Origin of the sequence: Ilumatobacter sp. (assembly GCF_030065885.1) — a bacterium.
GTDB lineage: Bacteria > Actinomycetota > Acidimicrobiia > Acidimicrobiales > Ilumatobacteraceae > Ilumatobacter.
Genome location: NZ_JASJCS010000005.1, coordinates 55,517 through 82,238, shown reverse-complemented (window position 1 = coordinate 82,238; position 26,722 = coordinate 55,517). Strand labels below are relative to the sequence as shown.

The 26,722-nt window shown below is 69.6% G+C and carries 26 protein-coding genes; 17 read left to right on the top strand and 9 right to left on the bottom strand.

What is annotated here, in order from left to right; translation table 11 throughout:
• The 6 genes from QNJ12_RS02130 to QNJ12_RS02105 form a co-directional block, all read left to right on the top strand.
• Positions 1-376: laccase domain-containing protein (locus QNJ12_RS02130; RefSeq protein ID WP_300618258.1), on the top strand; the 376-nt coding region annotated here is incomplete at its 5' end.
• A complete protein-coding gene (locus QNJ12_RS02125) occupies positions 373-1,047 on the top strand; it encodes a YggS family pyridoxal phosphate-dependent enzyme (protein WP_300618256.1) in 675 nt (224 codons plus the stop codon). The genes QNJ12_RS02130 and QNJ12_RS02125, both read left to right, overlap by 4 nt.
• Before the next feature lie 26 nt (positions 1,048-1,073).
• Positions 1,074-1,619, top strand: coding sequence for a cell division protein SepF (locus QNJ12_RS02120; protein WP_300618253.1), 546 nt, complete (start codon positions 1,074-1,076; stop codon positions 1,617-1,619).
• 2 nt (positions 1,620-1,621) lie between these two features.
• The gene (locus QNJ12_RS02115) at positions 1,622-2,527 is read left to right on the top strand and encodes a DivIVA domain-containing protein (RefSeq protein WP_300618251.1); all 906 of its coding nucleotides are present in this window, start codon (positions 1,622-1,624) and stop codon (positions 2,525-2,527) included.
• A gap of 297 nt (positions 2,528-2,824) precedes the next feature.
• Complete coding sequence (gene ileS, locus QNJ12_RS02110; protein ID WP_300618249.1) at positions 2,825-5,932, top strand: isoleucine--tRNA ligase; 3,108 nt, start codon at positions 2,825-2,827, stop codon at positions 5,930-5,932.
• Positions 5,932-6,213, top strand: a complete 282-nt coding sequence (locus QNJ12_RS02105; RefSeq protein ID WP_300618247.1) for a DUF167 domain-containing protein — start codon at positions 5,932-5,934, stop codon at positions 6,211-6,213. Before ileS ends, QNJ12_RS02105 begins: the two co-directional genes overlap by 1 nt.
• A 43-nt stretch (positions 6,214-6,256) precedes the next feature.
• Here QNJ12_RS02105 and QNJ12_RS02100 read toward each other — a convergent pair whose 3' ends face one another.
• A complete protein-coding gene (locus tag QNJ12_RS02100) occupies positions 6,257-6,604 on the bottom strand; it encodes a hypothetical protein (RefSeq protein ID WP_300618245.1) in 348 nt (115 codons plus the stop codon).
• Between QNJ12_RS02100 and QNJ12_RS02095 the strand changes: the two genes are divergently transcribed.
• From QNJ12_RS02095 to QNJ12_RS02085, 3 genes are read left to right on the top strand one after another with little or no spacing between them, the layout of a single operon-like run.
• Entirely contained in the window at positions 6,603-7,058 is a 456-nt protein-coding gene (locus tag QNJ12_RS02095; protein ID WP_300618243.1) for a hypothetical protein, read from the top strand. The two genes, QNJ12_RS02100 and QNJ12_RS02095, sit on opposite strands and share 2 nt — an antisense overlap.
• The gene (gene lspA / locus QNJ12_RS02090) at positions 7,058-7,612 is read left to right on the top strand and encodes a signal peptidase II (RefSeq protein WP_300618241.1); all 555 of its coding nucleotides are present in this window, start codon (positions 7,058-7,060) and stop codon (positions 7,610-7,612) included. The genes QNJ12_RS02095 and lspA overlap by 1 nt, the downstream gene beginning before the upstream one ends.
• Positions 7,609-8,541: an RluA family pseudouridine synthase gene (locus QNJ12_RS02085; RefSeq protein ID WP_300618239.1), complete on the top strand. Its 933-nt coding sequence runs from the start codon at positions 7,609-7,611 to the stop codon at positions 8,539-8,541. The genes lspA and QNJ12_RS02085 overlap by 4 nt, the downstream gene beginning before the upstream one ends.
• A gap of 31 nt (positions 8,542-8,572) precedes the next feature.
• Here the strand turns inward: QNJ12_RS02085 and QNJ12_RS02080 are convergent, their stop codons facing one another.
• Positions 8,573-9,025: an Rrf2 family transcriptional regulator gene (locus QNJ12_RS02080; RefSeq protein WP_300618237.1), complete on the bottom strand. Its 453-nt coding sequence runs from the start codon at positions 9,023-9,025 to the stop codon at positions 8,573-8,575.
• 71 nt (positions 9,026-9,096) lie between these two features.
• On the opposite strand from QNJ12_RS02080, the gene QNJ12_RS02075 reads away from it, so the two are divergent.
• Both QNJ12_RS02075 and QNJ12_RS02070 read left to right on the top strand, forming a co-directional pair.
• Positions 9,097-10,242, top strand: coding sequence for an alkaline phosphatase family protein (locus QNJ12_RS02075; protein ID WP_300618235.1), 1,146 nt, complete (start codon positions 9,097-9,099; stop codon positions 10,240-10,242).
• 190 nt (positions 10,243-10,432) lie between these two features.
• Positions 10,433-10,969, top strand: a complete 537-nt coding sequence (locus tag QNJ12_RS02070) for a bacterial proteasome activator family protein (RefSeq protein ID WP_367281739.1) — start codon at positions 10,433-10,435, stop codon at positions 10,967-10,969.
• Positions 10,970-10,990: 21 nt separating this feature from the next.
• Here QNJ12_RS02070 and QNJ12_RS02065 read toward each other — a convergent pair whose 3' ends face one another.
• Complete coding sequence (locus QNJ12_RS02065; RefSeq protein WP_300618231.1) at positions 10,991-11,452, bottom strand: GNAT family N-acetyltransferase; 462 nt, start codon at positions 11,450-11,452, stop codon at positions 10,991-10,993.
• 115 nt (positions 11,453-11,567) lie between these two features.
• Complete coding sequence (locus tag QNJ12_RS02060; protein ID WP_300618229.1) at positions 11,568-11,810, bottom strand: hypothetical protein; 243 nt, start codon at positions 11,808-11,810, stop codon at positions 11,568-11,570.
• A 247-nt stretch (positions 11,811-12,057) separates the two neighbouring features.
• Here QNJ12_RS02060 and QNJ12_RS02055 point away from each other — a divergent pair, with 247 nt between their 5' ends.
• Positions 12,058-13,188: a hypothetical protein gene (locus QNJ12_RS02055; RefSeq protein WP_300618227.1), complete on the top strand. Its 1,131-nt coding sequence runs from the start codon at positions 12,058-12,060 to the stop codon at positions 13,186-13,188.
• Here the strand turns inward: QNJ12_RS02055 and QNJ12_RS02050 are convergent.
• The 3 genes from QNJ12_RS02050 to QNJ12_RS02040 all read right to left on the bottom strand — a co-directional run bounded on the left by QNJ12_RS02050 (position 13,125) and on the right by QNJ12_RS02040 (position 15,806).
• Positions 13,125-14,144, bottom strand: coding sequence for an SDR family NAD(P)-dependent oxidoreductase (locus tag QNJ12_RS02050; RefSeq protein ID WP_300618225.1), 1,020 nt, complete (start codon positions 14,142-14,144; stop codon positions 13,125-13,127). The two genes, QNJ12_RS02055 and QNJ12_RS02050, sit on opposite strands and share 64 nt — an antisense overlap.
• 202 nt (positions 14,145-14,346) lie before the next feature.
• Positions 14,347-15,600: an HNH endonuclease signature motif containing protein gene (locus QNJ12_RS02045; RefSeq protein WP_300618223.1), complete on the bottom strand. Its 1,254-nt coding sequence runs from the start codon at positions 15,598-15,600 to the stop codon at positions 14,347-14,349.
• Positions 15,597-15,806 carry a hypothetical protein gene (locus QNJ12_RS02040; RefSeq protein WP_300618221.1) on the bottom strand — a complete coding sequence of 70 codons (210 nt, stop codon included), beginning with the start codon at positions 15,804-15,806 and terminating at the stop codon, positions 15,597-15,599. Before QNJ12_RS02040 ends, QNJ12_RS02045 begins: the two co-directional genes overlap by 4 nt.
• 39 nt (positions 15,807-15,845) lie before the next feature.
• Here QNJ12_RS02040 and QNJ12_RS02035 point away from each other — a divergent pair, with 39 nt between their 5' ends.
• From QNJ12_RS02035 to QNJ12_RS02020, 4 genes are all read left to right on the top strand, one after another.
• Positions 15,846-16,412, top strand: coding sequence for an NUDIX hydrolase (locus QNJ12_RS02035; RefSeq protein ID WP_300618219.1), 567 nt, complete (start codon positions 15,846-15,848; stop codon positions 16,410-16,412).
• A 295-nt stretch (positions 16,413-16,707) separates the two neighbouring features.
• Positions 16,708-20,298 carry a DNA polymerase III subunit alpha gene (gene dnaE, locus QNJ12_RS02030; RefSeq protein WP_300618217.1) on the top strand — a complete coding sequence of 1,197 codons (3,591 nt, stop codon included), beginning with the start codon at positions 16,708-16,710 and terminating at the stop codon, positions 20,296-20,298.
• A 338-nt stretch (positions 20,299-20,636) separates the two neighbouring features.
• Positions 20,637-21,290 carry a hypothetical protein gene (locus QNJ12_RS02025; protein ID WP_300618215.1) on the top strand — a complete coding sequence of 218 codons (654 nt, stop codon included), beginning with the start codon at positions 20,637-20,639 and terminating at the stop codon, positions 21,288-21,290.
• A gap of 218 nt (positions 21,291-21,508) precedes the next feature.
• Positions 21,509-22,114: a nitroreductase family protein gene (locus QNJ12_RS02020; RefSeq protein ID WP_300618213.1), complete on the top strand. Its 606-nt coding sequence runs from the start codon at positions 21,509-21,511 to the stop codon at positions 22,112-22,114.
• Here the strand turns inward: QNJ12_RS02020 and QNJ12_RS02015 are convergent.
• Together QNJ12_RS02015 and QNJ12_RS02010 are read right to left on the bottom strand one after the other, a co-directional pair.
• Positions 22,092-24,122, bottom strand: coding sequence for a thioredoxin domain-containing protein (locus tag QNJ12_RS02015; protein ID WP_300618211.1), 2,031 nt, complete (start codon positions 24,120-24,122; stop codon positions 22,092-22,094). The two genes, QNJ12_RS02020 and QNJ12_RS02015, sit on opposite strands and share 23 nt — an antisense overlap.
• A gap of 59 nt (positions 24,123-24,181) precedes the next feature.
• Positions 24,182-25,423, bottom strand: coding sequence for a cation:proton antiporter (locus tag QNJ12_RS02010; RefSeq protein WP_300618209.1), 1,242 nt, complete (start codon positions 25,421-25,423; stop codon positions 24,182-24,184).
• An 86-nt stretch (positions 25,424-25,509) separates the two neighbouring features.
• Here QNJ12_RS02010 and QNJ12_RS02005 point away from each other — a divergent pair, with 86 nt between their 5' ends.
• Positions 25,510-26,691, top strand: coding sequence for an alpha/beta hydrolase (locus QNJ12_RS02005; protein ID WP_300618207.1), 1,182 nt, complete (start codon positions 25,510-25,512; stop codon positions 26,689-26,691).
• The last annotated feature ends 31 nt before the right edge of the window (positions 26,692-26,722 follow it).

Genomic DNA, 26,722 nt, shown 5'->3' with positions numbered 1-26,722 from the left:
GTTCGCGGTCGTGCACGCCGGGTGGCGCGGGCTCGCCGCCGGGGTCGTCGATGCCGCGTTCGCTGCGTTCCGCGGCCCGGTCGAGTGGGCGGTGCTCGGCCCGTCGATCGGTGCCTGCTGCTACGAGTTCGGCGCCGCCGACCTCGAGCTCGTCGCCCGGGGTGTCCATGCCGATCCCGCGGGGATCGCGGGTGTCACCGCTCTCGGAACGCCCGCGCTCGACGTCGCCCGGGCCGTGGGGGCGGCCTGCGGCCACCACGGCGTCGAGATCGAAGCGGTCGGTGGCTGCACCGGGTGCACGTTCGACGGCTTCTCGCATCGGACGCGCGGTGAGCTCGGACGGCACGTCGTCGTCGCCTGGCGGGCTGCGGCGTGAGCACCATCGACGTGGCATCGGTGGCCACGGCCCTCGCCGAGCTCCGCGAGCGCATCCGGCGCGCCGGGGGAGGCCAAGACGTCGCCGTGCTCCCCGTCACGAAGGCGTTCGGGCCCGATGCGGTCGAGGCGGCGATCGCGGCCGGCTGCACGTCGGTGGGGGAGAACTACGCACAGGAGCTGCTCGCCAAGCGGGCGGCGCTCGAACGGGTCGAGGTCCACTTCATCGGGCAGCTGCAGACCAACAAGGTGCGCCAGATCGCCGATCTGGTCGGCGTGTACGAGACGGTCGACCGTCCGAAGCTGGCCCGCGAGATCGCCAAGCGTGCGCCGGGCGCCAGGGTCTACATCCAGGTGGACACCAGCGGTGATCCCGGCAAGGGCGGGTGTCCCATCGGCGATCTCGACCCGTTGGTCGACGTGGTCGGCGGCCTGGACCTGTCGCTGGAGGGCCTGATGACGGTGGGCCCGACGCACGGGGGCCCGGAAGCAGCTCGGGACGGATTCCGGTCGGTGCGCGCCGCCGTCGATCGGCTCGGCCTGGCGACGTGCTCGATGGGCATGACGGCCGACCTCGAGGTCGCCGTGCAGGAGGGGAGCACGCAGGTCCGGGTGGGCACGGCGCTGTTCGGCCCGCGACCCGTCCACAACTGGCGCGAGCAGGAGCGATAGGCTCCGCCGCCAAGGAGGAAGTCCGCATGTCTTTCTGGAAGCGTTCGATGGAGTACCTGGGTCTCGGTCCCGACGACGCGTACGACGACTACGACATCGAAGAGGAGTACGAGCCGGTGCAGCGCGGTCGGCGCCAGCCCGAGCCCGAGGTCCGCCCCGGTCGCTCGGGTCGCGACGACACCAGCGGCGAGGGTGTCGTGCGGACGCTCCCCAGCCGGCCCTCGTTCCCCTCGCGTGACTTCGACCCGTCCCAGGCCCGTCGCGGCGGCGATGACTCGGGCGTGCAACCCAGACCGCGCAACGGCGGTCGTGGCGTCCCCACCGGCGAACCGGCCACGGTGCACCCGCGTCGGTTCGATCAGGCGCAGGAAGTCGCCGACAAGTTCAAGGAGGGGCTACCGGTGATCATGAACCTCGAAGGGTCCGACCGCGAGGTCGCCCGCCGCCTGATCGACTTCGCGAGCGGCCTCTGCTACGGCCTCGACGGATCGATGGAGAAGGTCGCCAACGGTGTGTACCTGCTCAAGCCCGCAGCGGGGCGTGCCGGCCGCTACGACGAGTACGACGACTGACGATGGAACTCACCCCGAGCCAGGTCTCCGGCGCGACCTTCCGGACCGTCAGGAAGGGATACGACCCCGACGAGGTGCAGGCGTTCCTCGGCCATGTCGCAGCAGCACTCGAGGAGGCGCAACAGCAGGCGACGGCCATGGAGGCCCGCGCCCGCGCTGCGGTCGCCCGGCTGCAAGAGGTCAGCGCCGCGCAGGAGGAGCGAGAGGCCGAGGCACCGTCGCACGAGCAGCCGACCGCACCCCTCGAACGGCCCGAGCCGTCCGAGGAGGCAGCGGAGGCCGAGACCGAGGTGCGGGTCAGTGCCGACGAGGCCGAGACGATCTCGCGGACGCTGCTGCTCGCCCAGCGCACCGCGGACAACGCCGTCGCCGAGGCCGAGGCCGAGGCCGAGCGCATCAAGAACGACGCTCGCGCCGAGGCCGAGACCACCATCGACTCGACCCGCGAGATGTCCGCGAAGCTCCTCGAAGAGGCCAAGCTCGAGGCCCGCAAGGTCTCCGAGTCCGAGCGCCAGGCCGCCGAGAACGAGGTGCAGTCGCTCAAGGCCCGCCGCGAGTTCCTCGTCGGCGACGTCGACCAGCTCGAGACGTTCCTCGGTGACCAGCGCGAGCGGCTTCGGGCTGCGGCCCACCAGATCGAGGCGCTCTGCGACCGGGTGCCGGCCGGCCTGGGCGAGGTGCCTCCGCCCGCGCTCTCCGCCTCCGACGACGAGCCCGGCGACGACACCGCCGAGCTCTTCATCCCGCCCGAGGCTGCGGGCCCGTTCGCCACCATCGGCGACCTCGCCTCGACGCTCGACGAGGTCGAGGGCGTGCCCTTCGAGCGTGAGCCGACCACCGAGCAGGAGGTGCTCGACATCCCACCCGGTGACGCGCCCGAGCTCCCCACGCGCGACGCCGCCAACTGAGCCACCTCCGCCCGGCGCCGCTGCGGCTCGTCGACGGCGGCCGACGTGGAACCCATCGCCGATCGGACGGTTCCGATCGGTATCCTTTCGGGGAACGGCGTCGACGAGGCCATCACCTCCGAGCCTCCGGAAGAACGGGATCTCGCCGCCAAGCGGCGGGCGGCCTCAGTAGAACCGGACGGGTCCAGCCCGTCATCGCTGGCGCAGGCAAGCGGTCGGCCCCCGTGGGGGACGGCAAGCAGGGTGGCACCGCGGGTTCCGGCTCGTCCCTGGCAGACACACCGAATGGAGCCACCCGTGAACGCCGACGCACACCGATATCCGACGGTCGACTCGCAGCCCGACCTCCCCGCGCTCGAGCGGGCGATCCTCGAGCGCTGGGATCGTGAGGACACGTTCCGCCGCTCCGTCGAACAGCGCGATCCGGGCGAGCACGGCGACAACGAGTTCGTCTTCTACGACGGGCCGCCGTTCGCCAATGGTCTCCCGCACTACGGCCACCTCTTGACCGGCTTCGTCAAGGACGCCGTCCCCCGCTACCAGACCATGCGCGGCCGGCGGGTCGAGCGACGGTTCGGCTGGGACTGCCACGGCCTGCCCGCCGAGGTGCAGGCCGAGAAGGAGCTCGGCATCTCGGGGCACCCGGAGATCACGGCGTTCGGCATCGACAAGTTCAACGACGCGTGCCGGACCAGCGTCCTGCGGTACACCCAGGAGTGGCGCGACTACGTCACCCGCCAGGCGCGCTGGGTCGACTTCGACCACGACTACAAGACCCTCGACCTCGACTACATGGAGAGCGTCATGTGGGCCTTCAAGTCGCTGTGGGACAAGGGGCTCGTCACCGAGGGGTACCGCGTCCTCGCCTACTGCTGGCGTTGCGAGACCCCGCTCAGCAACACCGAGACGCGGATGGACGACGTCTACCGCGACCGCCAGGACCCGGCACTGACGGTCCGGTTCCGGCTCCACGACGGCCTCGACGAGGGCGACGACGTGCCGACCTACCTGCTCGCATGGACCACCACGCCGTGGACGTTGCCGGCCAACCTCGCGCTCGCCGTCGGGCCCGACATCGACTACGCGCTGATGGAGGAGGACGGCGACCGCTACGTGATCGCCGAATCGCGGCTCGCGGCGTACGAGAAGGAGTTCGCCGACGCGACATTCGTCCGGATGGTCACCGGTGCCGACCTCGTCGGGCGACGCTACGAGCCGATGTTCGACTACTTCGCCGAGACCCCGAACGCGTTCCAGGTGCTCGGCGCCGACTTCGTCTCGACCGAGGACGGCACCGGCATCGTCCACATGGCCCCGGGGTTCGGTGAGGACGACCAGATCGCCGCCAACGCGGTCGGCATCCCGACCGTCTGCCCGATGGACGAACACGGGCAGTACACGGCGGAGGTCCGAGACTGGGTCGGCGTGCACGTGTTCGACGCCAACCCGCACGTGATCCGCCACCTGAAGGACCAGGGCGATGTCGTCCGCCACGACACCTACGACCACACCTATCCGCACTGCTGGCGCTGCCACCAACCGCTCGTCTACCGGGCGATCTCGTCGTGGTTCGTGACCGTCACCTCGTTCCGCGACCGCATGGTCGAGCTGAACCAGGAGATCACCTGGGTACCGGCCCATGTCAAGGACGGCAGCTTCGGCAAGTGGCTCGAGAACGCCCGCGACTGGTCGATCAGCCGCAACCGGTTCTGGGGCTCGCCGATCCCGGTCTGGAAGAGCGACGACCCGAACTTCCCGCGGATCGACGTCTACGGCTCGATCGAGCAGCTGGAGGCGGACTTCGGCGTGGAGGTGACCGACCTCCACCGGCCGATGGTCGACGACCTGGTGCGGCCGAACCCGGACGACCCGTCCGGGACGGCGATGATGCGCCGCGTCCCCGAGGTGCTCGACTGCTGGTTCGAGTCGGGATCGATGCCGTTCGCCCAGGTGCACTACCCGTTCGAGAACGCCGACTGGTTCGAGCACCACTACCCGGGTGACTTCATCGTCGAGTACATCGGCCAGACGCGCGGCTGGTTCTACACCATGCACGTGCTTGCGACGGCGCTCTTCGACCGGCCGGCATTCTCCAGCTGCGTCAGCCACGGCATCGTGCTGGGCGACGACGGCCGCAAGATGTCGAAGTCGCTCAGCAACTACCCCGACCCGCACGAGATGTTCGACGTGTATGGCGCCGACGCGATGCGCTGGTACCTGCTGTCGTCGCCGATCCTGCGCGGCGCGGACTTCTCGGTGACCGAGGCGGGCATGCGCGACACCGTTCGCCACGTGATCCTGCCGTTCTGGAACGCGTACTACTTCCTCACGCTCTACGCGAACGCCGGCGACGTCGCCGGTTCGTTCCGCACGGACCAGACCGCCGTGCTCGACCGGTACCTGCTCGGTGAGCTGCGCGGGCTCGTCTCGGGCGTCACCGACCGCCTCGACGTGCACGACCTCTACGGCGCGTGCGAGGCCGTTGCCGGATTCCTCGACACCCTGACGAACTGGTACATCAGGCGCAGCCGCGATCGCTTCTGGGCCGGTGAGCAAGATGCCGTCGACACCCTGCACACGGCGCTCGTGACCCTGTGCCAGGTGGCCGCCCCGTTGCTGCCGTTCGTCAGCGAGCACGTGTACGGCGGGTTGGTCGGCGGCGAGCAGAGCGTCCATCTCACCGATTGGCCAGCCGCCGAGCAGTTCCCGTTCGACGAGGATCTCCACGCGGGCATGGACCAGGTCCGCGACGCCTGCTCGACGTTGCTCTCGCTGCGCAAGGCCGAGGGGCTCCGGGTCCGGCTGCCGCTCGCCAAGGCGGTGGTGGCCACGCCCGACGCTGCGCTCGTGCAGCCGCACATCGACATCCTCCGCGACGAGCTGAACGTGAAGCAGGTCGAGCTGACCACCGAGGTCGACCGGTTCGGGAACCAGGAGCTCGTGCTCAACCCGAAGGCGCTCGGTCCCCGGCTCGGCGCCCAGACGCAAGAGGTCATCAAGGCCCACAAGGCCGGCGACTGGGAGGTCGACGGCGATCGGGCCCGGGTGGGCGGATTCGAGCTCGAGCCGGGGGAGTTCGACTTCCGGCTCGTCTCGTCGGGCGACGGTGCGGTCTCGACGCTCAAGGGCAGCGGCGGTCTCGTCGTGCTCGACACGGCGGTGTCGCCGGAGCTCGAGCGCGAGGGTGTCGCACGCGATCTCATCAGGCAGGTGCAGCAGGCTCGTCGCGACACCGGGCTCGACGTCAGCGATCGCGTCGCCCTGCACGTCGCCGGGTCCGCTGCGGTGCTGGCGGCGCTCGACGAACACCGCGATCTCGTGATGGGCGAGACGTTGTCGGTCGACGTCACAGTCGAGCCGGTAGCCGACGACGCGGCGACCGAGGTGACGGTCACGCGCGTCTGATGGCTCGACTCGTCGTCCGCGTCAGGCCGGGGGCACGCCGGACCGGCTTCGTCGGCTGGTTCGGCGACATCCCCAAGTTGGCGGTCTCGGCTCGCCCGGAGGGGGGTGAGGCCAACGAGGAGGTCGTCCGCGCCGTGGCGCGCGCTTGCGGGCTCCGCCCTCGCGACGTGCGTCTGGTCGGCGGCGCGGCCTCTCGTACGAAGCGGCTCGACGTCGAGGGCTTGACGACAGCTGAGCTGGCCGTTCGCATCGCCGACGCCAACCCGAGGCGCGCACCGTGAGACTTCGGAATCGGGCCGCGAGCCGCTAGAGTCCGGCGTTCGATCAGCCAGGAGGTACCGCCGAGATGGCCACGAAGTCGTCCAGCGCCAAGAAGTCGACTGCCAAGCGGGCCGGCGCCAAGTCGGCGTCGCCGAAGAGGGCTCCGGCGAAGAAGGCCACCGCCAAGAAGGCCACGGCGAAGAAGGCTCCGGCGAAGAAGGCTCCGGCCAAGAAGGCCACGGCGAAGAAGGCCACCACCAAGAAGGCCACGGCGAAGAAGGCCGCCGCCAGGAAGGCTCCGGCGAAGAAGGCTCCGGCGAAGAAGGCGACGACCTCGACCAAGACGACCGCAACCAAGAAGCCCGCAACGAAGAAGTCCGCAACGAAGAAGAAGGTGTCGAAGACCCCCATGTCCAGCAGTACGGTGACGGCCGACACCAAGGCCGAGCTGCCCAAGCCACGTTTCAACAAGGACGGGCTCGGGTACACGAAGGATTTCGATCTGTCGTTCATCAAGGAGCAGTACGAGGCGCTACAAGACGAGCGCGAACGGCTCACCGGTCAGGCGAAACGCCTCGAGGACGAAGCGCACCAACTGGTCGAAGAGGCCGAGATGGGCGACGTCCAGTTCGACGACGAGGGCGGCGAGGGCGACACGATGGTCGTCGAGCGCGAGCGTGACCTGGCGCTGAGCGCGCAGGCCCGCGAAGCCGTCTCCGAGATCGACGCTGCGCTCGCTCGGATCGCTGCCGGCACGTACGGCTACTCGGTCGTGTCCCACCGCCCGATTCCACGCGAACGCCTCGAGGCGATCCCGTGGTCGTCGGAGCTGGTCGAGGAGAAGGTCGGCGGGATCGGTCGCTGATGGACGCGCGCACGCCTCGTGCGTGGGCGTCTCCACTCCTGGTCGTGCCGGCGGTCGTCATCGCGGTCGTCGACCAGCTCACCAAGGCCTGGGCGGTCGACGCGCTCGACGATCGGAACATCGACCTCTTCTGGACGCTGCGGTTCAACCTCTCGTTCAACACGGGCATGGCCTTCAGCACGGGCCGCGACTGGGGCCCGGTCATCGGCGTGCTCGCTCTGGCCGTGATCGTCGCGTTGCTGCTCAGCCTGCGGAAGCAGTCGAGCAGGCTCACCGACGTGTCAGCCGGTCTGATCGTCGGTGGTGCGATCGGCAACGTGATCGACCGGCTGTTCCGGTCGCCGGGCTGGTTCCGGGGCGCCGTGATCGACTTCATCGACTTCCAGTGGTTCCCGATCTTCAACGTCGCCGACATGGGCATCACGGTCGGGGGTGCGCTCCTGGTGCTGGCGTCGTGGCTGTCGGGCCGCGCCGCGACCGACGCCGTCGAGGAGGGCGCCGACCCCGACGTCGACCCCGACGTCGTGGGCGCCGGCAACGGGAACGACGAGTGATCACCGAGACCGTGCCCGCTGCGCTGGCGGGTGAGCGGCTCGACCGCGTCGTGGCGCTGCTCCTCGACGTCAGCCGCTCGGCGGCGGCCGTGGTCGTCCAGGCGGGTGGCGCCACGATCGACGGCACCGAGGTGCGGTCCGGCAAGCTCCGACTCGAACTGGGGCAGACGGTGACGATCGACCCGTCCACGCTGCCGGCCGACGAACCGCCCGGGCCCGACCCGTCGGTGGAGGTCACGATCGTCCACGAGGACGACCACGTCGTCGTCATCGACAAGCCCGCCGGCCTCGTCGTCCATCCCGGGGCCGGCAACCCGGACGGAACACTCGTCAACGGCCTGCTCGCGCGCTACCCCGAGATGCAGAGCGTCGGCGAACCGACGCGGCCGGGCATCGTGCACCGGCTCGACGCCGGCAGCTCGGGACTCCTCGTCGTCGCGCGGACCCAGCAAGCTGCCGAGCACCTGATCGCCCAGTTCGTGGACCACGACGCCACCCGGTCGTACCGGGCGCTGGTGTGGGGCCATCCGGCCGCGCCGCACGGTGTGATCGATGCCCCCATCGGCCGATCACGGCGCGACCCGCTGCGGATGGCCGTGGTCGCGGACGGCCGCTGGGCGCGAACCGAGTACCGGGTCCTCGAACGCTACGACGAGCCGGCTGACCTGGCGTTGCTCGACTGCCGCCTCGAGACCGGTCGTACCCATCAGATCCGCGTGCATCTCAGCTCGATCAACCACCCGTTGGTCGGCGATCCCGTGTACGGGCAGCGCCGACCGAACCTCCAGGTCGGGCGGCCGTTCCTGCACGCCGCCGAGCTCGCCTTCGACCACCCGGGCTCGGGCGAGCGCGTCACGTTCCACAGCGAGCTCGCCGCCGATCTCGCCGACCGTCTCGCCACGCTCCATCCGGTCCCGGACGAGGGATGATCCGATGGTGGCCGTGCCGGGCGCGCCGGGCTCAGCGCGCCGGCTCGGTGGCGGGCCAGGGAGCCTCGCCACGAGCCATGTCGGCGATCGACGCCAACGTGAACCCGTCGAGGTGCTGGCGCATCACCGCGCCGGCCTCGTTCCAGATCGCGAGCAGGACGCACTGGCCCTCGTGATCGCATGCCCCGTCCTCGTGCGGCTCGCCGAAGTCGCCCAACGTGATCGGGCCGTCGACCGCCGAGAGGATCTCGGACAGCCGGATCTCGGCCGGGGGGCGCGCCAGGACGTAGCCGCCGCCGACGCCGCGCTTGGACCGGACGATGCCGGCACCCTTGAGGGCCAGCAGGATCTGCTCGAGGTAGGGCTGGGGGAGCCCGGTTCGATCTGCGATGTCGCGCACCGACGTCGGTCCCGTCTCGTCGACTCGCAGAGCGAGCGAGAGCAGCGCCCGACAGGCGTAGTCACCCCTCGTCGACACTCGCATCATGCCAGCGTAGGTCGTGAAGCAGGCCGCGGTTGGCCTCGACCCCATCGAGATGGTGGACTATCGATCTCGTGACAGCGCCCCTCCAACACCCCGACGTGCAGCAGGACGGTCTGCCGATCGTGCCCGACTATGCGGGCGCGAACGTCCGTGGCATCGTCCCTGCGTTGCTCGGCCCGGGCGGATGGGGATCCGGCCTGCCCGAGTGGATGCCCGGCGTGGTCGCCGAGGCCGACCAGGTGGTGCTGCTCGTGCTCGACGGGGTCGGCTGGGATCAGCTGCAGGAGCGCCGAGGGATCGCACCGACGCTGGCCGGACTCGACGGTGGCCCGATCACGACCGTCGCGCCGACCACGACCGCCACCGCGCTCAGCTCGATCGCGACCGGGCTGACGCCGGGCGAGCACGGTTTGGTCGGCTACCGGATGGTCCTCGGCGGCCGAGTGATGAACGTCCTCAGATGGGCGGTCGACGGGCAGGACATGCGGCGATCGCAGCCACCGGCCGACGTGCAGCGATTCCCGTCGTTCCTCGGTGAGCCCGTTCCCGTGGTGAGCCCGTCCGAGCTCTGCTACACGGCGTTCAGCGCGGCCCACCTGGCCGGCAGCGTGCCGGTCGGCTACCGGGCGACCTCGTCGCTGGCGATCGAGGTCCGCCGGCGGCTGGTCGAAGGGGACCGGTTCGTCTACGCCTACTACGGCGGCGTCGACAAGATCGCCCACGAGCGGGGTTTCGGCGAGTTCTACGACGCCGAGCTCCGCGACGCCGATCGGTTGGTCGCCGACCTGCTCGACACCATGCCCGCTGGTGCGGCGCTGCTCGTCACCGCCGATCACGGTCAGGTCGAGGTCGGCGACGCCGTGATCGTGCCGAGCGTCGACCTCCTCGCTCACGTGGCGATGCAGTCCGGTGAGGGCCGGTTCCGCTGGTTGCATGCCCAGCACGGCGCCACCGCCGACCTCCTCGATGCCGCCACCGAGGAGTTCGGCGACACCGCATGGGTGCGCTCACGCGATCAACTGATCGGCGACGGGTGGTTCGGGCCCTCGGTCCCGCCGCCGGTCGCCGCTCGGCTCGGCGACGTGGCCGTCATCGCCCGCGCACCCGTGAGCTACTTCGATCCCGACGACAGCGGACCGTTCGAACTGATCTGCCGCCACGGCTCGATGACATCCGCCGAGGTGTACGTACCGTTGCTGGCGGGAATGCCGACCTGATCACCTCCTGTTGTACGAAGCGAGCGTCATGACCGACACGCAACCACCGACCGACACGCACACGCCGACCGAGACGCGATCTCCGGCCGAGGCGTCCGAGGCGTCGACCGACGGTGAGTCCGACACGACCGAGGAGTCCGAGGCCTCGGCCGACGGTGAGTCCGACACGGCCGAGGCGTCGGCCCACGCCGTGTCCGCGGCAGACAGCGAGGCGCCGTCCGGTGGACCTGCTGCAGGGGCGCCGGCCGTCGAGCACGGGGAGCTCGTCGAACCCGGCACTGCCGACGAGCCACCCGCCGAGCCCACGGGCGCCGTCAACGAACCGGCGAAGGTGATGCGGATCGGCTCGATGGTCAAGCAGCTGCTCGACGAGGTCCGACAGGCTCCGCTCGACGAGGCGAGCCGCGAGCGGCTCGCCGAGATCTACGAGCGGTCGGTGACCGAGGTCGCCGAGGCGCTGTCGCCCGACCTGCAGGAGGAGTTGCGTTCGTTGGCGCTGCCGTTCAACGACGACACCGTCCCGAGCGATGCCGAGTTGCGCATCGCGCAGGCGCAGCTCGTCGGGTGGCTCGAGGGTCTGTTCCACGGCATCCAGGCCACCCTGTTCGCCCAGCAACTGGCCGCGCGCCAGCAGCTCGAGCAGATCCGGCAGCTGCCACCTGGTGCCCAGCCGCAGGTGCCCGGTCAGGCGCCGCCCGACGCCGAGCGACCGGGCACGTACCTCTGACCAGAAGGAGCGTGTTCGGCGCTACGCCGTCGAGAGGAGCTTGGTCAGCTTGACGTCCTCGGCCTGGTAGCCGAGGCGCTCGTAGAAGTCGAGTGCCCGATGGTTGGCCGCACCGGTGTGCAGCGTGATGCACCTGATGTCACGGTCGCGGGCCAGGCGTTCGACCGCTGCGACGAGAGCGGACCCGATGCCGCGCCCCTCGGCGTGCTCGTCGACGATCAACTCGCCGATGTAGGCGTCGGTCTCGCCGGCGAAGTGCGGCATGCTCGAGAGCGACACGAAACCGACGACCGAGGCATCGACTTCGGCCACCAGGGCGTCGCTGTCGCTGTCCTCGGCGCATGCGCTCGCGATCCAACCCAGGACGGCCTGTTGCAGGGCCGTAGGGTCCCGCCACGGCGCCATGCCCGTCTGAAGTCGGACTGCGAGCGCCTCCACGGCGCTGCGGTCCTCGGGTTCGAACGGGCGGATCGTCGGCTCCATCGGCTCAGTCTCGCGCCGCGCCGGCACCCTGACGAGTGGCGCGTGACGAGCGGCGTGTCGACGAGTGATGCGCCCGTGAGTGCTGCGTCGACCAGTGATGCGCCCGCGACGGTGGTCAGGCTGCGGGGACGCAGCCGCGACGCATCGCATCCCACTCGCGTTCGGTGAGCACGAGCGGCGTGTGCTCGTCGTCCCGCGTGGCGATGATGACGAGGTGCGTGCCGCGAACGTCGATGTGCCCCTGGAGATGGTGGTCGGGGTCCCAACACACTCGCTCGGCGCAGTCGTCCCCGGTCATCTCCTGCAGGCGGCGGATCGCCCGGTCGTGTGCTTGATGATCGTCGTAGTGCTGTGACATGGACCGAACCCCCATTTCTCGTTCGTGCCGTCCTGGTGTCGTTCATCTCATCGGCACGTCGGCCGGTGGGATGTAGCACAGATGTGCATCGTCACGTGATTGATACGCGCGATCGACACGTCACGTGATCGACACGTCACCTGATTCACAGGTCAAATGATCGACGCACCACACGATCGAGACCTCACGGATCGATGCGTGCGACGCGGGGTGAACCGTGCGATCGGGTTCGAACGACAGACAGGGCGTGGACATCGTCGCCGGCTTCCGCCGCCTGCTCGTCGTGTTCGTCGTCGCGGCCATCGTCGGCGTCAGCTCCGAGCGTATGTTCTGGTACTGGGCCTCCGAGCCACTGGACCATCTCGTCGTTGCGCTCGTGTACGCGCCGGCGGTCGCCGGGGTGCTCTGGCTCCTCAGCCACTACGGCGTTCGCGACATGATCGGCGTGCTCCTCGCAGCGCCGGTGCTCGGCTATCTCGTCGAAGGCGTCGTCACGCCGATCCTGTACACGGGCGGGCCGTTCGTCCCGTTCTTCCCGGCGTGGTTCGCGGCGTGGCACGGCGGGTTCGGCATCGTGCTGCTCGTGTACTGCTTCCGCAGGTGGCTGATCGAGGACGCCCGGACGAAGCTGCTCGTGGCCTCGCTGGCGCTCGGAGCGTTCTGGGGAGCCTGGTCGATCACGATGACGCTCCCCGAGAACCTCGAGGACGAGGAACTGATCGCCGACCAGGGCGGTCCGCTCGAGCTGCTCGATCCGGGTGAGTTCGCGGCGTACGCCGCCACGTTCACGCTCGTCCTGGCGGCGGCGCACCTGGTGCTCGGCCGGGGTGCGTGGGTGACTTCGTTCGAGCCGTCACCGGCGACGCGTTGGCTCTGGCTCCTGATCACCGGAGGGGTCGTGGTGGCCTGGACCTTCGCGATCCCGTGGGCGGCACCGATGTTCGCGCTCTACGCCGGCTTGCAGATCTGGGCGTTGCGACGTCGCCGCGCGGTGACCAGCGGCCCGACCGTGCTCGAACAGTTGGACGGCCGCGTGCGACTCGTGTCGCTCGCGCCGCTCGCCGTCATGCCGGTCGCTGCCGGCGTCGTCTACGGGCTGCTGTGGGCGGCCGAGCTACCCGACGGCGCCGTTCGGGCCTTCATGTACTCGGTGATCGGCGTGCAATCCGTCGTCGGTGCAGGGGTCATGGTCTGGACGCTGCGCAACTCGCGTCGCCGGCCGCGCCCCTCGCCAGGCGAACCCGAGGGACCGGCCTGGCCGGCGCCCGATGCGGCGCAACGGCGGGTGCTCCGCCCTGCTCGCGACGCCGGCGCTCAGACGGCGGCGGGCACGTCGGCGCCGGCCACGTGGACGGTGGCGGCCCACCCGGCTTCCTGAGCGTCGGTGTCGAGTACGTGCGGCTGCTGCATGACCTCGATCGGGCCCGTCATCTTCTTCGGCGCCGAGGCGAAGAATCGGCCGTTCACGTCGGGCCCCCACTCGAGGGGCTGGAGGTAGCGGGTGGCCGCGACCGGCACGGGCGCCGCCATGCCCATCCGCTTCGGCGCATGCTTGAACGCCGGCACCATGATCTTGCGCATGAAGAAGTTCGCGTTGCGGATGGCGTTGGTGTCGGGCGCCGAGCCGGGTGAGATCGCGTTGACGGTGATGCCGGCGGGGAGCCGGCGGGCGAGCGCCGCCGCCCACCAGGCGACGAACATCTTCGTCGTGGCGTAGACGTCGCCGGGCTTGAACTTCGCCGGTTGCTCGCCGAGGATCAGCGCGACGGACGCCGCAGTGGCGTCGCCGCCGTACTCCTTCCGGGCGAGCTCGTGCACGTCGACGACGCTGAACGTCGGCACGTCGTCGCGGGCGGCCTCGGAGCCCGAGATCACGATGCGGGCGGTGGGGGACAGCCGCTCGTCGGCCAAGAGGCGCATCGTCAGCTGGTGATGGCCGATCAGCGACGACGAGAACGTGACCTCGACACCTGCGTCGGTGATCACCTGGTCGTTGCCCGACACCATGCCGGCGTTGAGCAGGAGGTAGTCGATCATGACGCCGCGCTCGACCAGTTCGTCGGCGGCCTGCTGGACGCTCGTGGGCGCATTGAGGTCGAGGGCGAGTGGCTCGAAGACCGGCCGGCCGGTCCGCTCGACGAGCTGCTCGGCTGCCATGAGGGCCCGATCGCGCGAGCGGCCGGTGACGATCACGCGGTCGAAGCCGGCGTCGGGGAGCTGGGCGGCGGCCTCGAACCCGAGGCCGGAGGTTGCACCTGTCACGAGTGCGGTCCGGGTGGTGCGGTTGGTGTCGGCGGGGGTCGTCGTGTCGTCGGGGTGGGTGCGTTCGGTCATGGTGTCGAGTCAACGCTGGCCGGGGAGGATGATCATCGCCCGCGGGTCATGATCACCCATTTTCGGACCGGTCGTTTCGGAAAGAGAGCGGCGGGCACCGTAGCCACCCCGCGTCGCCGCCGGTGGCTCGAGACCTCGGCGAACCCTGGGCGGAGGCGCGCAAGGACGGCACACCAGACGAACGAGGGCTGGGCGGCGTGCGTCACGCTGCGGTTCGTCGCCGTGTTCGTCGGTCTGCGATGTCGGGTCGACATCGGGTGAACACGGTGCCGTCGGGTTGGGTGATCGTGAGCAACCGGTCGTCGTCGAGTTCGAGCTTCCAGCCGCCCTGGTGGACCACGTGATGGTGCCTCGAGCACAGCGGGATCAGGTTGATCAGGTCGGTCGGCCCGCCGAGCTCCCACGGGAGGATGTGGTGGATCTCGCAGCGGTCGAATGCCACATCGCACTCACCGAAGGCGCAGCAGCGGTACATCGCCCGCAGCGCTCGCCGCTGCGCTCGGTTGGCGTGGCGGATCGTGCGCCCGGCGGCGAGTGCCACACCGTTCGAGCCGACGATCACCGGCGTCACCCGTCCCTGGCACACCAGCCGCCGCACCGAGGCCGGCGGGATCGCCGCACCGTCTGAGGTCTCGCACACCGACTGCTCGTGCAGCTCGCCGGTGGTCTCGGTGTGAGCGTCGACGATCAGCGTGATGTCGGCCTCCAAGGGCCGCGCCTGTTGATGGCCGCCTGCCACGAGCGTGCCGAGCGCTTCGGCCGCGAGCCGGTTGCGGTCGAACCGCCGCTCCACGAAGTCGGCGTCACCGCGCTGCTCGCCGGCTTTGATCGTCGCCGCGACCTCGCGGTCGACGGCACCGAAGATCTGGTTGCCCAGCTCGGGGTGCAACGAGAACCGGCCCTCGATCATCCCGGTCGCCGGGTTCAGCTTGCGCGACAGGAAGGTGTCGCGTCGCTGGCGCCGGTTGCGCTCGAGCCCCTGGTCCTTCTCCAACCGCCGGGCGCGATCGCGGCATGACCGGCCGAACTGCTCGGGCGACATCGACTGCGCCTCGGCGAGCAGTTCCTCCTCGGCATCGATGAGTGCGTCCTTCACCTCGTCGTCGAGCTTGGTGGTGGCGTTGGCCAACGCATCGACGTGCTCGGCGCCGATCGAACCCGAGCCCAGCGCGTCGCCGAACGAGGGAGCCTGCTCGATCGCTTTCGACCGCCGCTCACGTCGTTTCCCCTCGGCCGCCGACACGCCACCGCACTTCGTGTGCAGATCGGCGGGTGCCGCCCCGCCGGCCGTCTCGTGCAGGGTGGCCAGCCGTGACGTCGTGACCGCCTCGACTGCGTCCTTCCACCCCTGCACCAGCTGCAGGTCGCCGAGGACCCGCTCGCACGTCGCGGCGTCGGCGGCCGAGATGTCGATCGTGTCGACGGCCGCCATCACGGAGACGGGTGCGCTGCTCATGGCGGCATTCTCCGCAGCGGGGTGTGACCGTGCATCGAGCACAGCGGCGGCCGCAACCGGGCGACGAGCCGGCCCGAGACGCTCGTCGACCACTCCCGCGAACCATCGACGACGGCAGGCACGTCCTCGGACGTGCCCTCGCCGGCATCGGACCGCTCGACGGAGCCGATCCCCCCGCCGGCAACAAGCGCAGTCTCGTCGTTCATGCGCCCATCCTGGCGAGGGGGTGTGACAGAGTTCCGGCGATGGCGGACGAGATCGAGCAGCTCTCCTCGGAGGTCGTCTATCGCAACCGGTGGATGACGGTCCGTGAAGATCGAATCCGCCGGGCCGACGGCCACGAGGGGATCTACGGCGTCGTCGACAAGCACGACTACTCCCTGATCGTGCCCTTCGACGGCGAGCGCCTGCACCTCGTCGAGCAGTACCGCTACCCGGTCGGCGGACGGTACTGGGAGTTCCCGCAGGGCATGTGGGAGACGAACGCCGACGCCCACCCCGAGGAGATCGCGGCCGGCGAGCTCGCCGAGGAGACCGGCCTCCGGGCCGCCACCTGGACCCCACTCGGCACCTTCTTCCAGGCCTACGGGTACTCGGGCCAGTCGGTACACATCTTCCTCGCGACCGACCTCACGCCGGGGGAGCGGTCGCCCGAACCCGAGGAGCACGGCCTGGTCAACGGGTCCTTCTCCGTCGCCGAGCTCCGCTCGATGGTCGCCGACGGCTCGATCCGCGACCTCACCTGCGTCGCCGCCGCCCACCTCTTCTTCCAGTGGCTCGCCCGGATTCAGGTTGTGTCTGACACAACGTGAAACGCCGTTGCCGAAGCTCGCTGAGGATCCGTGACCGCCCGTTCGGCTGCCGACCGCGGGAGGCACAACCGAGCCACGATGACCCCCACGCTCGATCGCGGCGGAGGGCGTCGCAGTCGCTCTCGGAGAGCACGAGCGGCTCGTGCTCGTCGTCGCGGGGCGCGGAACGCGTGAGCTTCTTGCGGCCTATGTGCGCAAGAAGCTCACGCGTTGCGAAACGGGGGCTGGATCGCGACGCTCGCGAGTCTGGTAGGTTCGCGAATCACGCTCTTGTGATTCGCGAACCCGCCCCTCGATGACCGCCGACTCGTTCACCCACCTCCACGTCCACACCGAGTTCTCGATGCTGGACGGGGCGGCGCGTCTCGACGAGATGGTGGCCAAGGCGGTGGCCGACGGGCAGCCCGCGATCGGGATGACCGATCACGGCAACATGTACGGCACCCTCGAGTTCTACAAGGAGTGCCAGAAGCAGGGCATCAAGCCGATCATCGGCACCGAGGCGTACATGGCCCACGACCACCGGTCCGAACGGCCCACCCGCCGAGGCCGCGTCGACGACTCGGGCGGCGACACCGAGGGCGGCAAGAAGCTCTACTACCACCTCACGCTCCTGGCCGAGAACGAGGTCGGCTACCGCAACCTGATCCAGCTCAGCAGCCTCGCCTTCCTCGAGGGCTACTACTACAAGCCGCGCATGGACTGGGAGCTGCTCGAGAAGTACTCCGACGGCCTGATCGCCACCACCGGGTGCCTCGGCGGCCACGTGCTGCAGGCGCTGCTCAACGGCGACGAGAAGGGTGCGTTCGAGAAGGCCGGCAGGCTGCAGGAGATCTTCGGCAAGGACAACCTGTTCGTCGAGCTGCAGGATCACGGCCTGCAGGCCCAGCGCGACACCAACCCGAAGCTGGTCGAGATCGCCGAGCAGATCGGCGCACCGCTGCTCGCCACCAACGACAGCCACTACACCCACCGCGAGGACCACGAGTCCCACGACGCGCTCCTCTGCGTGCAGACCGGGGCGCTGATCTCCGACCCGAAGCGCTTCAAGTTCGAGGGCGAGGAGCACTACCTCAAGTCGGCGCAGGAGATGCGCTACCTGTTCCGCGAGGTGCCCGAGGCGTGCGACAACACGCTGTGGGTCGCCGAGCGCGCCGAGCTCGACATCACGTTCGGCGACGCGCTGCTGCCGAACTTCCCGATCCCGGCCGGATTCGCCGGCGACAAGGAGTACCTCGAGCACCTCACCTGGGAGGGCGCCAAGAAGCGGTGGGGCGCCGAGCTGCCGCCATCGGTCGTCGAGCGGGTGGCGTACGAGCTCAAGGTCATCAACGACATGGGCTTCGCGTCGTACTTCCTCATCACGTGGGACCTGATCCGGTACGCACGCGAAGCAGACATCCGTGTGGGCCCCGGACGCGGCTCGGCGGCGGGCTGTGCAGTTGCGTACTGCCTCTGGATCACCGACCTCGACCCGATCAAGTACGACCTGCTGTTCGAGCGGTTCCTCAACCCGAGCCGGATCTCGATGCCCGACATCGACATGGACTTCGACTCGCGCTACCGCGACCAGATGATCCGCTACGCAGCCGACGCCTACGGCCGCGACCACGTCGCGCAGATCATCACGTTCGGCACCATCAAGGCTCGCAACGCGGTGCGCGACGCAGCGCGGGTGCTCGGCTACCCCTATGGCGTCGGCGACAAGATCGCGAAGGCGATGCCACCACTCGTGATGGGCCGCGACACGCCGCTCAAGTACTGCTTCGAGCAGAGCGAGAAGTACGCCGACGGCTACAAGGCGGCCAGCGACCTGCGGGCGATGTACGACACCGACACCGACGTCAAGAAGGTCGTCGACGTCGCCAAGGGCCTCGAGGGGCTGAAGCGCTCCGACGGCATCCACGCCGCGGCGGTGGTCATCACCAAGGAGCCGGTCACCCATTACCTGCCGATCCAGCGCAAGCCCGAGTCCGGTCAGGACCCGGAGGATGCCCCCGTCGTCACCCAGTACGAGATGCACGGCGTCGAAGAGCTCGGGCTCCTCAAGATGGACTTCCTCGGCCTGCGCAACCTCGACGTCATCTCCGACGCGCAAGAGATGATCAGGGCGTCGCGCGATCCGGCGTTCGACATCGATGCCGTCTCGCTCGATGACCAGCGGACGTTCGACCTGCTGTCACGCGGCGACACGATCGGCGTGTTCCAGCTCGAGTCGCCACCGATGCGGCAGCTGCTCAAGGCGATGGCGCCCAACAGCTTCGAGGACGTCTCGGCTGTGCTCGCGCTGTACCGGCCCGGCCCGATGAGCGTCAACATGCACTACGACTACGCCGACCGCAAGAACGGTCGCAAGCCGGTCGAGTACTTCCACGACGACGCCCAGGAGGTCCTCGACGACACGTTCGGCCTGATGATCTACCAGGAGAGCGTGATGCGCGTCGCCCAGAAGTTCGCGGGCTACTCGTTGGCCGAGGCCGACAACCTCCGCAAGGCATGCGGCAAGAAGATCCGCGAGATGATGGCCAAGGAACGCGACGCGTTCGAGGCCGGCGTCGAGCGCACCGGGTACGGCAAGGACCTCGGCCGGCAGCTGTTCGACATCATCGAGAAGTTCGCCGACTACGCGTTCAACAAGAGCCACACGTTCGGGTACGGCCTCGTGACGTACCAGACCGCCTACCTCAAGGCGCACTACCCGGTCGAGTACTTCGCGTGCCTGTTGACCAGCGTCAAGAGCAACCTCGACAAGGCGGCCGTCTACCTGTCCGACTGCCGGTCGGCCGGGATCAAGGTCCTCACGCCCGACATCAACCGGTCGGTGACGAACTTCGCCGCGATTCCCGCCGCCGACGTGCCCGACGAGGTCGGCCTCTCCGTCGGTAGCCCGGGGGCCATCACGTTCGGGCTCTCAGCCGTGCGCAACGTGGGGGAGGGTCTCGTCGAGCAGCTGCTCGCCGAGCGGGCCGAGAACGGCTCGTACGAGTCGTTCTACGACTTCGCCGAGCGGGTGCCCGAACAGGTGCTGAACAAGCGCACCGTCGAGTCGCTCATCAAGGCGGGCGCGTTCGACCAGCTCGGCCATCCGCGCCGGGGGCTGCTCGCCGCGTTCGAACAGATCCTCGACACCACGATCGAACGGAGGCGCGAGCGCGATCGCGGTGTGATGAGCCTCTTCGGCGACTGGGGAGACACCGAGGACGAGGGCGGCGACGGTGCATCGAACGGCTTCGACGAGCGGCTCCCCGTGCCCGAGATCGAGTTCGACAAGAGCGACAAGCTCAAGAACGAGAAGGAGATGCTCGGCCTCTACGTCTCGGACCACCCGCTGTTCGGCGTCGAGACCGCGCTGAAGCGGCAGGTCGAGCACGCGCTGATCGATCTGCAGGACATGGAGGACGGCGCCCAGGTCAAGGTCGGCGGCGTCATCACCAACCTCGCCCGGAAGTTCACCAAGAAGGGCGACCAGATGGCGGTCTTCGTGCTCGAGGACCTCGAGTCGTCGATCGAGGTCACCGTGTTCCCGCGGACGCTGCAGGAGCAGGGCCACAAGCTCGAAGACGACATCATCGTCGCCGTCAGGGGCCGCCTCGACAAGCGCGACGAGTCACGGTTCGGGCTCATCGCCCAGGACGTCCAGGTGCTGAGCGGGCTGTCCGACGGTCCCGCGCCGCCCCTGCGCCTGCGCCTGCCGGCCCACACGCTCGACGAGTTGAAGATCCAGCGACTGAAGCGGATCCTGCGCGACCATCCCGGCGATTCGGTCGTGCAGGTCGACATCGGCAACGGCAAGATCCTGCGCCTCGCCGACGAGTTCCGGGTCGACATCGACCGGGCGGTGGGCGAACTGCGGGTGGCGTTCGGCCACGACGCGGTGTTGTTGTAGCTCGGCCGGACATCGGCCTCACTCGCTCGCTGCGCTCGCTCCGTTCGGTCCGAATGGGCGCAACTCGGTGGTGGCGAACGTGGGGACCGGACCGGGGAACCCGGTCCTGCTGCGCTCGGGTACTCGTCGATCAACCGGCAGCGACGCCTCCCGAGCTCGCCGTCTCCGCGGCGGCTTCGACGCTCGCCCACCGGACGTCGCGACGAGCGATCGGGCATCCGAGCGGCTCGAGCCAGCGTGTAGGGCTGTTCGGGCCGAGCCCCTCGAGCTTCTTCCGTTTGTGAAAGGCGACGGAATCGGTGGCAGAATGTAGGTCCGAATCGTCCGGGAGAGGGGATATGCCGCTCGAAGTCTTCACCAATGACGCCGTTTCACTGACCGATGCCGACCTCGACGAGATGGGCTCGATCGAGGGAGCGTTCGACATCGGCGCCATCTCCAAGGCGAAGGAAGACTGGGTGCTCGTCACCACCGCCCGGATCGGTGAGAAGCTGCACGGCTACATGTTCTCGACGCTCGAGCGGATCGGTGGAACACCCTGCGTGCTCATCGGAATGCTCAGCGTGCGCCGTCATTCGAAGCGCGACACCGTGCTGCGCGGGCTCATGCACGAGGCGTATCACCGGGCGCTGATGGCCTTCCCGGACGAGGATGTCGTGGTGGGTTCCCGATTCGTCACGGCCGATGCCGTCGAGGCGTTCGACAAGCTCGACGAGGTCACGCCGTCACCGGGTGTCCGTGCCGTCGGCGAGGAGCGTGCCTGGGGGCGGCGCCTCGCCAAGCGGTTCGGCGTCGACGCCAAGTACGAGGCGCAGACCTTCGTGGCCAAGAACGGGCAGTCCGGCTTCCTCGACTTCGAGTCGTCCAAACCCGACGCGCTCGACGCCGACGTGGTCGAGATGTTCGAGTCGGTCGACCAGGCCGCCGGCGACGCGATGATCGTCTACGGCTGGACGATGGCCGAAGACCTCGTCAAACTCGGCCGCCGCTGAGACGGGCCGATCTCGCCGATCACTGCGTTGCGCCTCACCGCTCGTTGCCGCGAGGCAACTCGGGTTCGTCGCGCCTTGTGCTCGACGACATCGATCCCGTCTCAGCAAGCTGGGGTCGCGACTCTGGCTCGGGCACGTCTGCGCGGCGGATGGGCGCGGTCCTTGACCTCCGGGTGATGTGGGCACGGGACCCTCGCACGTTCGGTGATACTGGGGTGATGGCGGAGTTCTCGGACGTGGTGCGGTCTCGGCGGATGACTCGGGCGTTCACCGCCGAGCCGATCACCGAGGGGTTGCTCGAGCATCTCGTCGATCTCGCCAGCCGTGCGCCGAGCGCCGGCAAGACTCAGGGCTGGCACATCGTCGCTCTCGAAGGTGCGCAGACCGCCCGGTTCTGGGACATCACGCTGCCCGCCTCGCGCCGGACGCAGTTCGCCTGGCAGCGGCTGCTCAATGCGCCCGCGGTCCTGCTGCCGTTCGCCGATCCGCAGGCCTACGTCGACCGGTACGCCGAGCCCGACAAGGCCTCGACCGGCCTCGGCGCCGGGCCCGAAGCATGGCCGGCGCCGTACTGGACCATCGACGCGTCGATGGCGGTCATGACGCTGTTGCTGGCTGCCGAGGACCGTGGTCTCGGCGCGCTCTTCTTCGGCGTGTTCCGCGGCGAGGACGAGCTCCGGCGTTCACTCGGCGTTCCCGAGCGGCTCGGCCTGCTCGGCGCGATCGCACTCGGTCACCCCGCCGACGAGCCGGAACGCAAGGGCCGCAGCGCCGCCCGTCCCCGACGCCGGACCGGCGAGATCATCCACCGAGGCGGCTGGTGAGGTCCTCGGGCGCCGGCTGACCGGTCAGCTGCTCGAACAGCGCCTCGACGGTGTCGACCGGCGCTTCGCACACATGGTCGCGGCAGAGGTAGGCCTTGCCCTCGACGCGACTCTCCCACAGCGGCGAGTCGTAGGGCTCGCCCCAGGCCAACACGAGGTCGGGTCGCCACACGGACTGGGCGAGGCGGACGAGCATCGGCATGTCGCCGACGATCGCCAGCTCGGTGGGGCCCCGGTGTCGTTGCTCGAGCGCGATCAGGGCGTTCGACGTGCCACCGGGCAGCTGTTCGACGACGGTGCCGAGCAGCTGGAGGATGCGATCGGCGTGGTTGCGGTACCGCTGCTCGCCGGTCAACGCCGCCAGACGCTGGAGCCCGCGAGCGGCCGACGAGTTCGCCGACGGGGTGGCGCCGTCGTGGAGGTCCTTCTGCCGGACGACCAGCGCCTCGGCGTCCTCTGCGGTGGTGAACAGACCGCCCTGCTCGGGGTCCCAGAACCAGTCGAGCATCGTGTCGGCGGTCTGCCTCGCGGCGTCGATCCACCGCGCCTCACCGCTGAGCTCGGCGAGGCGGACGAACGCCTCGACGAGCGCCGCGTGATCGGCTGCGAGCGCCGCGTGGCGGGCCCGGGGCTGCCCGTCGGCCTGCCAGGAACGGAACCAGCGGCCGTCCGGCCCGCGGAGCTCACGCACGAGGAACTCGCCGTTGGCGATCGCGGCCGCCTTCCAATCCTCGCGGCGGAGCACCGCAGCGGCGTCGGCGAGCGCGCTGAGGAACATCGCGTTCCACTCGGTCAGCACCTTGTCGTCGAGACCGGGGCGCCGCCGGCGTTCACGCGTGGCGAACAGCCGTTGGCGTGCCTCCTCGATGACCGGGGGCCGGCGGAGCTGCGCCCGATGCCCGATCCGATTCGGGATCGAGCGCCCCTCGAAGTTGCCGCCCTCGGTGATGTCGAACCACCCCAGCGTGAGCTCGATCGCCTCGTCGTCCATGCCGGCGAGTGCGGCCCGGACCTCGTCGGGGGTCCAGGTGTGGAACAGCCCTTCGACGCCGTGGCCGTGCTCGTCGGGCGAATCGGCGTCCTCGGCCGAGAAGAAGCCGCCGTCGGGATGGCGCAGGTCTCGCAGGACGTACCCGATCGTCTCGTCGACGATCTGCCGGTAGTGGGGGAGGCCGAGCACCGAGTGGGCCTGCCGGTAGATCTGCACGAGCAGCGCCTGGTCGTAGAGCATCTTCTCGAAGTGCGGGACGAGCCACTCGCGATCGACCGAGTAGCGGGCGAACCCACCGCCGATGTGGTCGTACATGCCTCCCGACGCCATGGCGTCGAGCGACGTGACGAGCACGGTCTTGGCGTCGTCGGCGCCGGTGGTCATGTAAGCCCGGAGGATCAACTCGAGATGGTGCGTCGACGGGAACTTCGGCGCCTGTCCGAACCCGCCCCACTCGCTGTCGAAGGCGCCCGCGACCTTGCCGAGCGTGTCGTTGATCAGGTCGATCGGTGGGATGTCGGACTGGGGTGTCGTGGTCGCGCTGCGCCCGATCGCCTCGACGAGCGCCGTCGCGTTCTGCTCGAGCTCGCCGCGCCGGTTGCGCCACACGTCGTCGAGCGCGGCGAGCAGCTTCAGGAACGACTCCTTGGGGAAGTACGTGCCGCCCCAGAACGGCCGACCGTCCGCGTCCATCGCGACGGTCATCGGCCATCCGCCGCGGCCCGTCAAGGCTTGCACGGCGTCCATGTAGACCGCGTCGACGTCTGGTCGCTCCTCGCGGTCGACCTTGACGTTGACGAACCTGTCGTTCATCACGGCCGCGACCTCGTCGTCCTCGAACGACTCGTGCGCCATGACGTGACACCAGTGGCAGGCCGAGTAGCCGACCGACAGCAGCACCGGCACGTCGCGCTCGCGGGCGGCCGCGAACGCCTCGTCGCCCCACGGGTACCAGTCGACCGGGTTGTCGCGATGCTGGCGGAGATAAGGGGAGGTCTCGGCGGCGAGTCGGTTCACCGCGTCGACCCTACCGACGCGCCGCCCACCGCGAACGGCGGGGCGCACGCGATCGGCACCTATCGCCGGAGGCGGCGATCGATGGTCGGTTCGCTCTCGGGCATCGGGATCGCCTCGTGCCGCGCGTACCAGCGGCCGTAGGCGGCCGCTCCCGGCGATGCCGACAGACCGTGCAGCACGATGCTGGCCAAGACGGTGAGCGTGATGACGCCGAAGAGGTCGTCGGCGTCGGGGAGCTCCTCTTCGAGGAGCAGCACGCCGAACACGATCGACGCCAGGCCACGCGGGCCGAACCAGCCGAGGAACGCCACCGTCGGTCGTTGCAGGCCCGTGAACGACGTGGCGATCGCCACCGGGATCATGCGACCGGCGGTCAGTGCCAACGCCGCGCACACGAGCACCTGCCAGCGCGTCGAATCGAACGCGTCGATCACGAACAGGTTGCCGAACACGAAGAACGCCACCATCGCCAGCAGCGCGCCCGAGTCGGCGGTGTACTCGTCGAGGTGGTCGGCGGTCTCGTCGTCGAGGATCGTGCCGAAGGCGAGCCCCGCGACGAAGGCGGCGATGAACGCGTTGACGTCGAGCTCGGTGGCGGCGACGAACGTCGCGACGGCCAGCGCCAACGTGCCGACCTGCGAGTACACGCCCTCGGTCCACCCCGCCCGCATGGCGAGCCCCAGGACGTACGCGCCCAGACCGCCTGCGACCACACCCGCCACGAGGCCCCCGCCGACCTGGCGGATCACGAACTCGGCCCACTCGCTGCCGCTCCGGGTCTCGTCGAGTGTCAGCTCGGCGAACAGCACGAATGCCGGCACGATCAGACCGTCGTTGAGTCCGGCCTCGACGTTGAGCGCCTGCCGGATGCGTTGCGGCACGGACGGGTCGGCGACGACCGCCTCGCCCACGGCGGCGTCGGTCGGGGCGAGCACGGCCGCGATGAGCGCTGCGGCCCAGAAGGTCGTCCCGAGCAGCCACCACGTCATCACCGTCGACATCGCCACGGTGAGCGGCAGCCCGATCAGCAGCAGCCGCAGCGGCAGCTCGGCGCCGCGCCGCAGCTCGTTGACGTTCATCCGCACGGCGTCGGCGAACAGGATCACGGCGAGCGTGACCTCGGCGAGGATCGCCACCTCGTCGATCGCGATGTCGAGCTCGACGATCTCGAGGGCATCGGTGGCCACGCCCAGTGCGACGAAGACGATCGGCATCGTGACCCACCACGCCGAGACGCGACGGCAGATCAGCGCGTAGCCGACGATGCACACTGCGACCGTCAGGACGTCGGAGCCGGACACGTGGCGACCCTACGGCATGGCTGTGCGGAGGTGGCGAGAGCCAGCCCCGGTCGAGGAGTGGACGGTGGCCGTGTCAGCATGTGGTCATGTCGACGCTCGGCGCCATGGTGCTGCTGGCCGGCGCGCTCGTCGGCCTGCCGCTCACGTGGAACGCGGCCAAGCCGGTCGGCGACCCGACCCGGCGGTACTCGCCGATGTGGTTGCCGGCGATGGTGGTGGCCGAACTGGCGCCGCTGGTGCTCCTGATCCACGTCGCGGTGCTCTCGCTGGGCGTGGCGATGGGTGGCGCCGATCTCGCCGTCGGGCGGTTCGGGCGTGCCGTACTCGTCGCGTCGGCGTTGCTGCTGGTCTGGGCGATCGTCCGGGGCTGGATCGGCGTGTGGCGGCTCCGGCGTCGGGTCGTCGGCGGGGTCCCCCGTGGGCGCGGTCGGGCGTTGCTCACCGGCGTACCGATCACGACGCCCGACGGCGTCGACGAGCACCACCGCGTCGACCGCCCCGGCGCCCGCCCCGTCGACGTGATCCGTGCGAGTTCGGTGCGGTCCGAGCGCCCCGAGCGGCTGTTCGTCTACGTCCATGGCGGCGGCTGGACGGGCGGCGAGCCGCAACGCCAGGCACGCGACCTCTATCATGCGCTGGCGCTGGACGGGTGGGTCGTCGCGTCGGTGCGGTACCCGTTCACGCCGAAGGTCTCTGTCGAGCACCAGATCGAGACGATTCGCGACGCAGTGCGGTGGGCCCGGGCGGAGTTCCTCGGCGGGCCGGCGACTGCGTCGACCGTCGTGATCGGCGGCGGTTCGGCCGGAGGGCACCTGGCCGCAATGGCGGCGCTCACCGCCACCGACGAGGCGGAGCAGGTCGACGCGTGCGTCGGCATCTACGGCGTCTACGACATGGCGAACCGCAATCGCATGCGGGCGCACTGGCACAAGATCCGCGACGAGGTCATGCTCGAGACGGTCGACGACGCAGGGGACCGATACCGGGCCGTGTCACCCCTCGACCGGATCCACGACGAGAGCCCGCCGATGCTGCTCGTCCACGGCACGCACGACACGCTCGTGCCGATCGGGGAGGGGCAGCAGTTCGCGGACGCGCTGCGAGCGGCCGGCCGATCCGTCGAGCTCGTCCCGGTCTACGGCGCCCAGCACGCCTTCGACGCCGTCTCCTCGATCACCAGCCGCACCGCAGCAGCCGTGATCAGAGACTGGCTCCGCAGCACCGTTCTGGTGGGCTCGTACGCAAGCGAGGATCGCAGCGGCAGCTGAACTCGTCGGCTTGCGTGGCGTGTGAGTACCC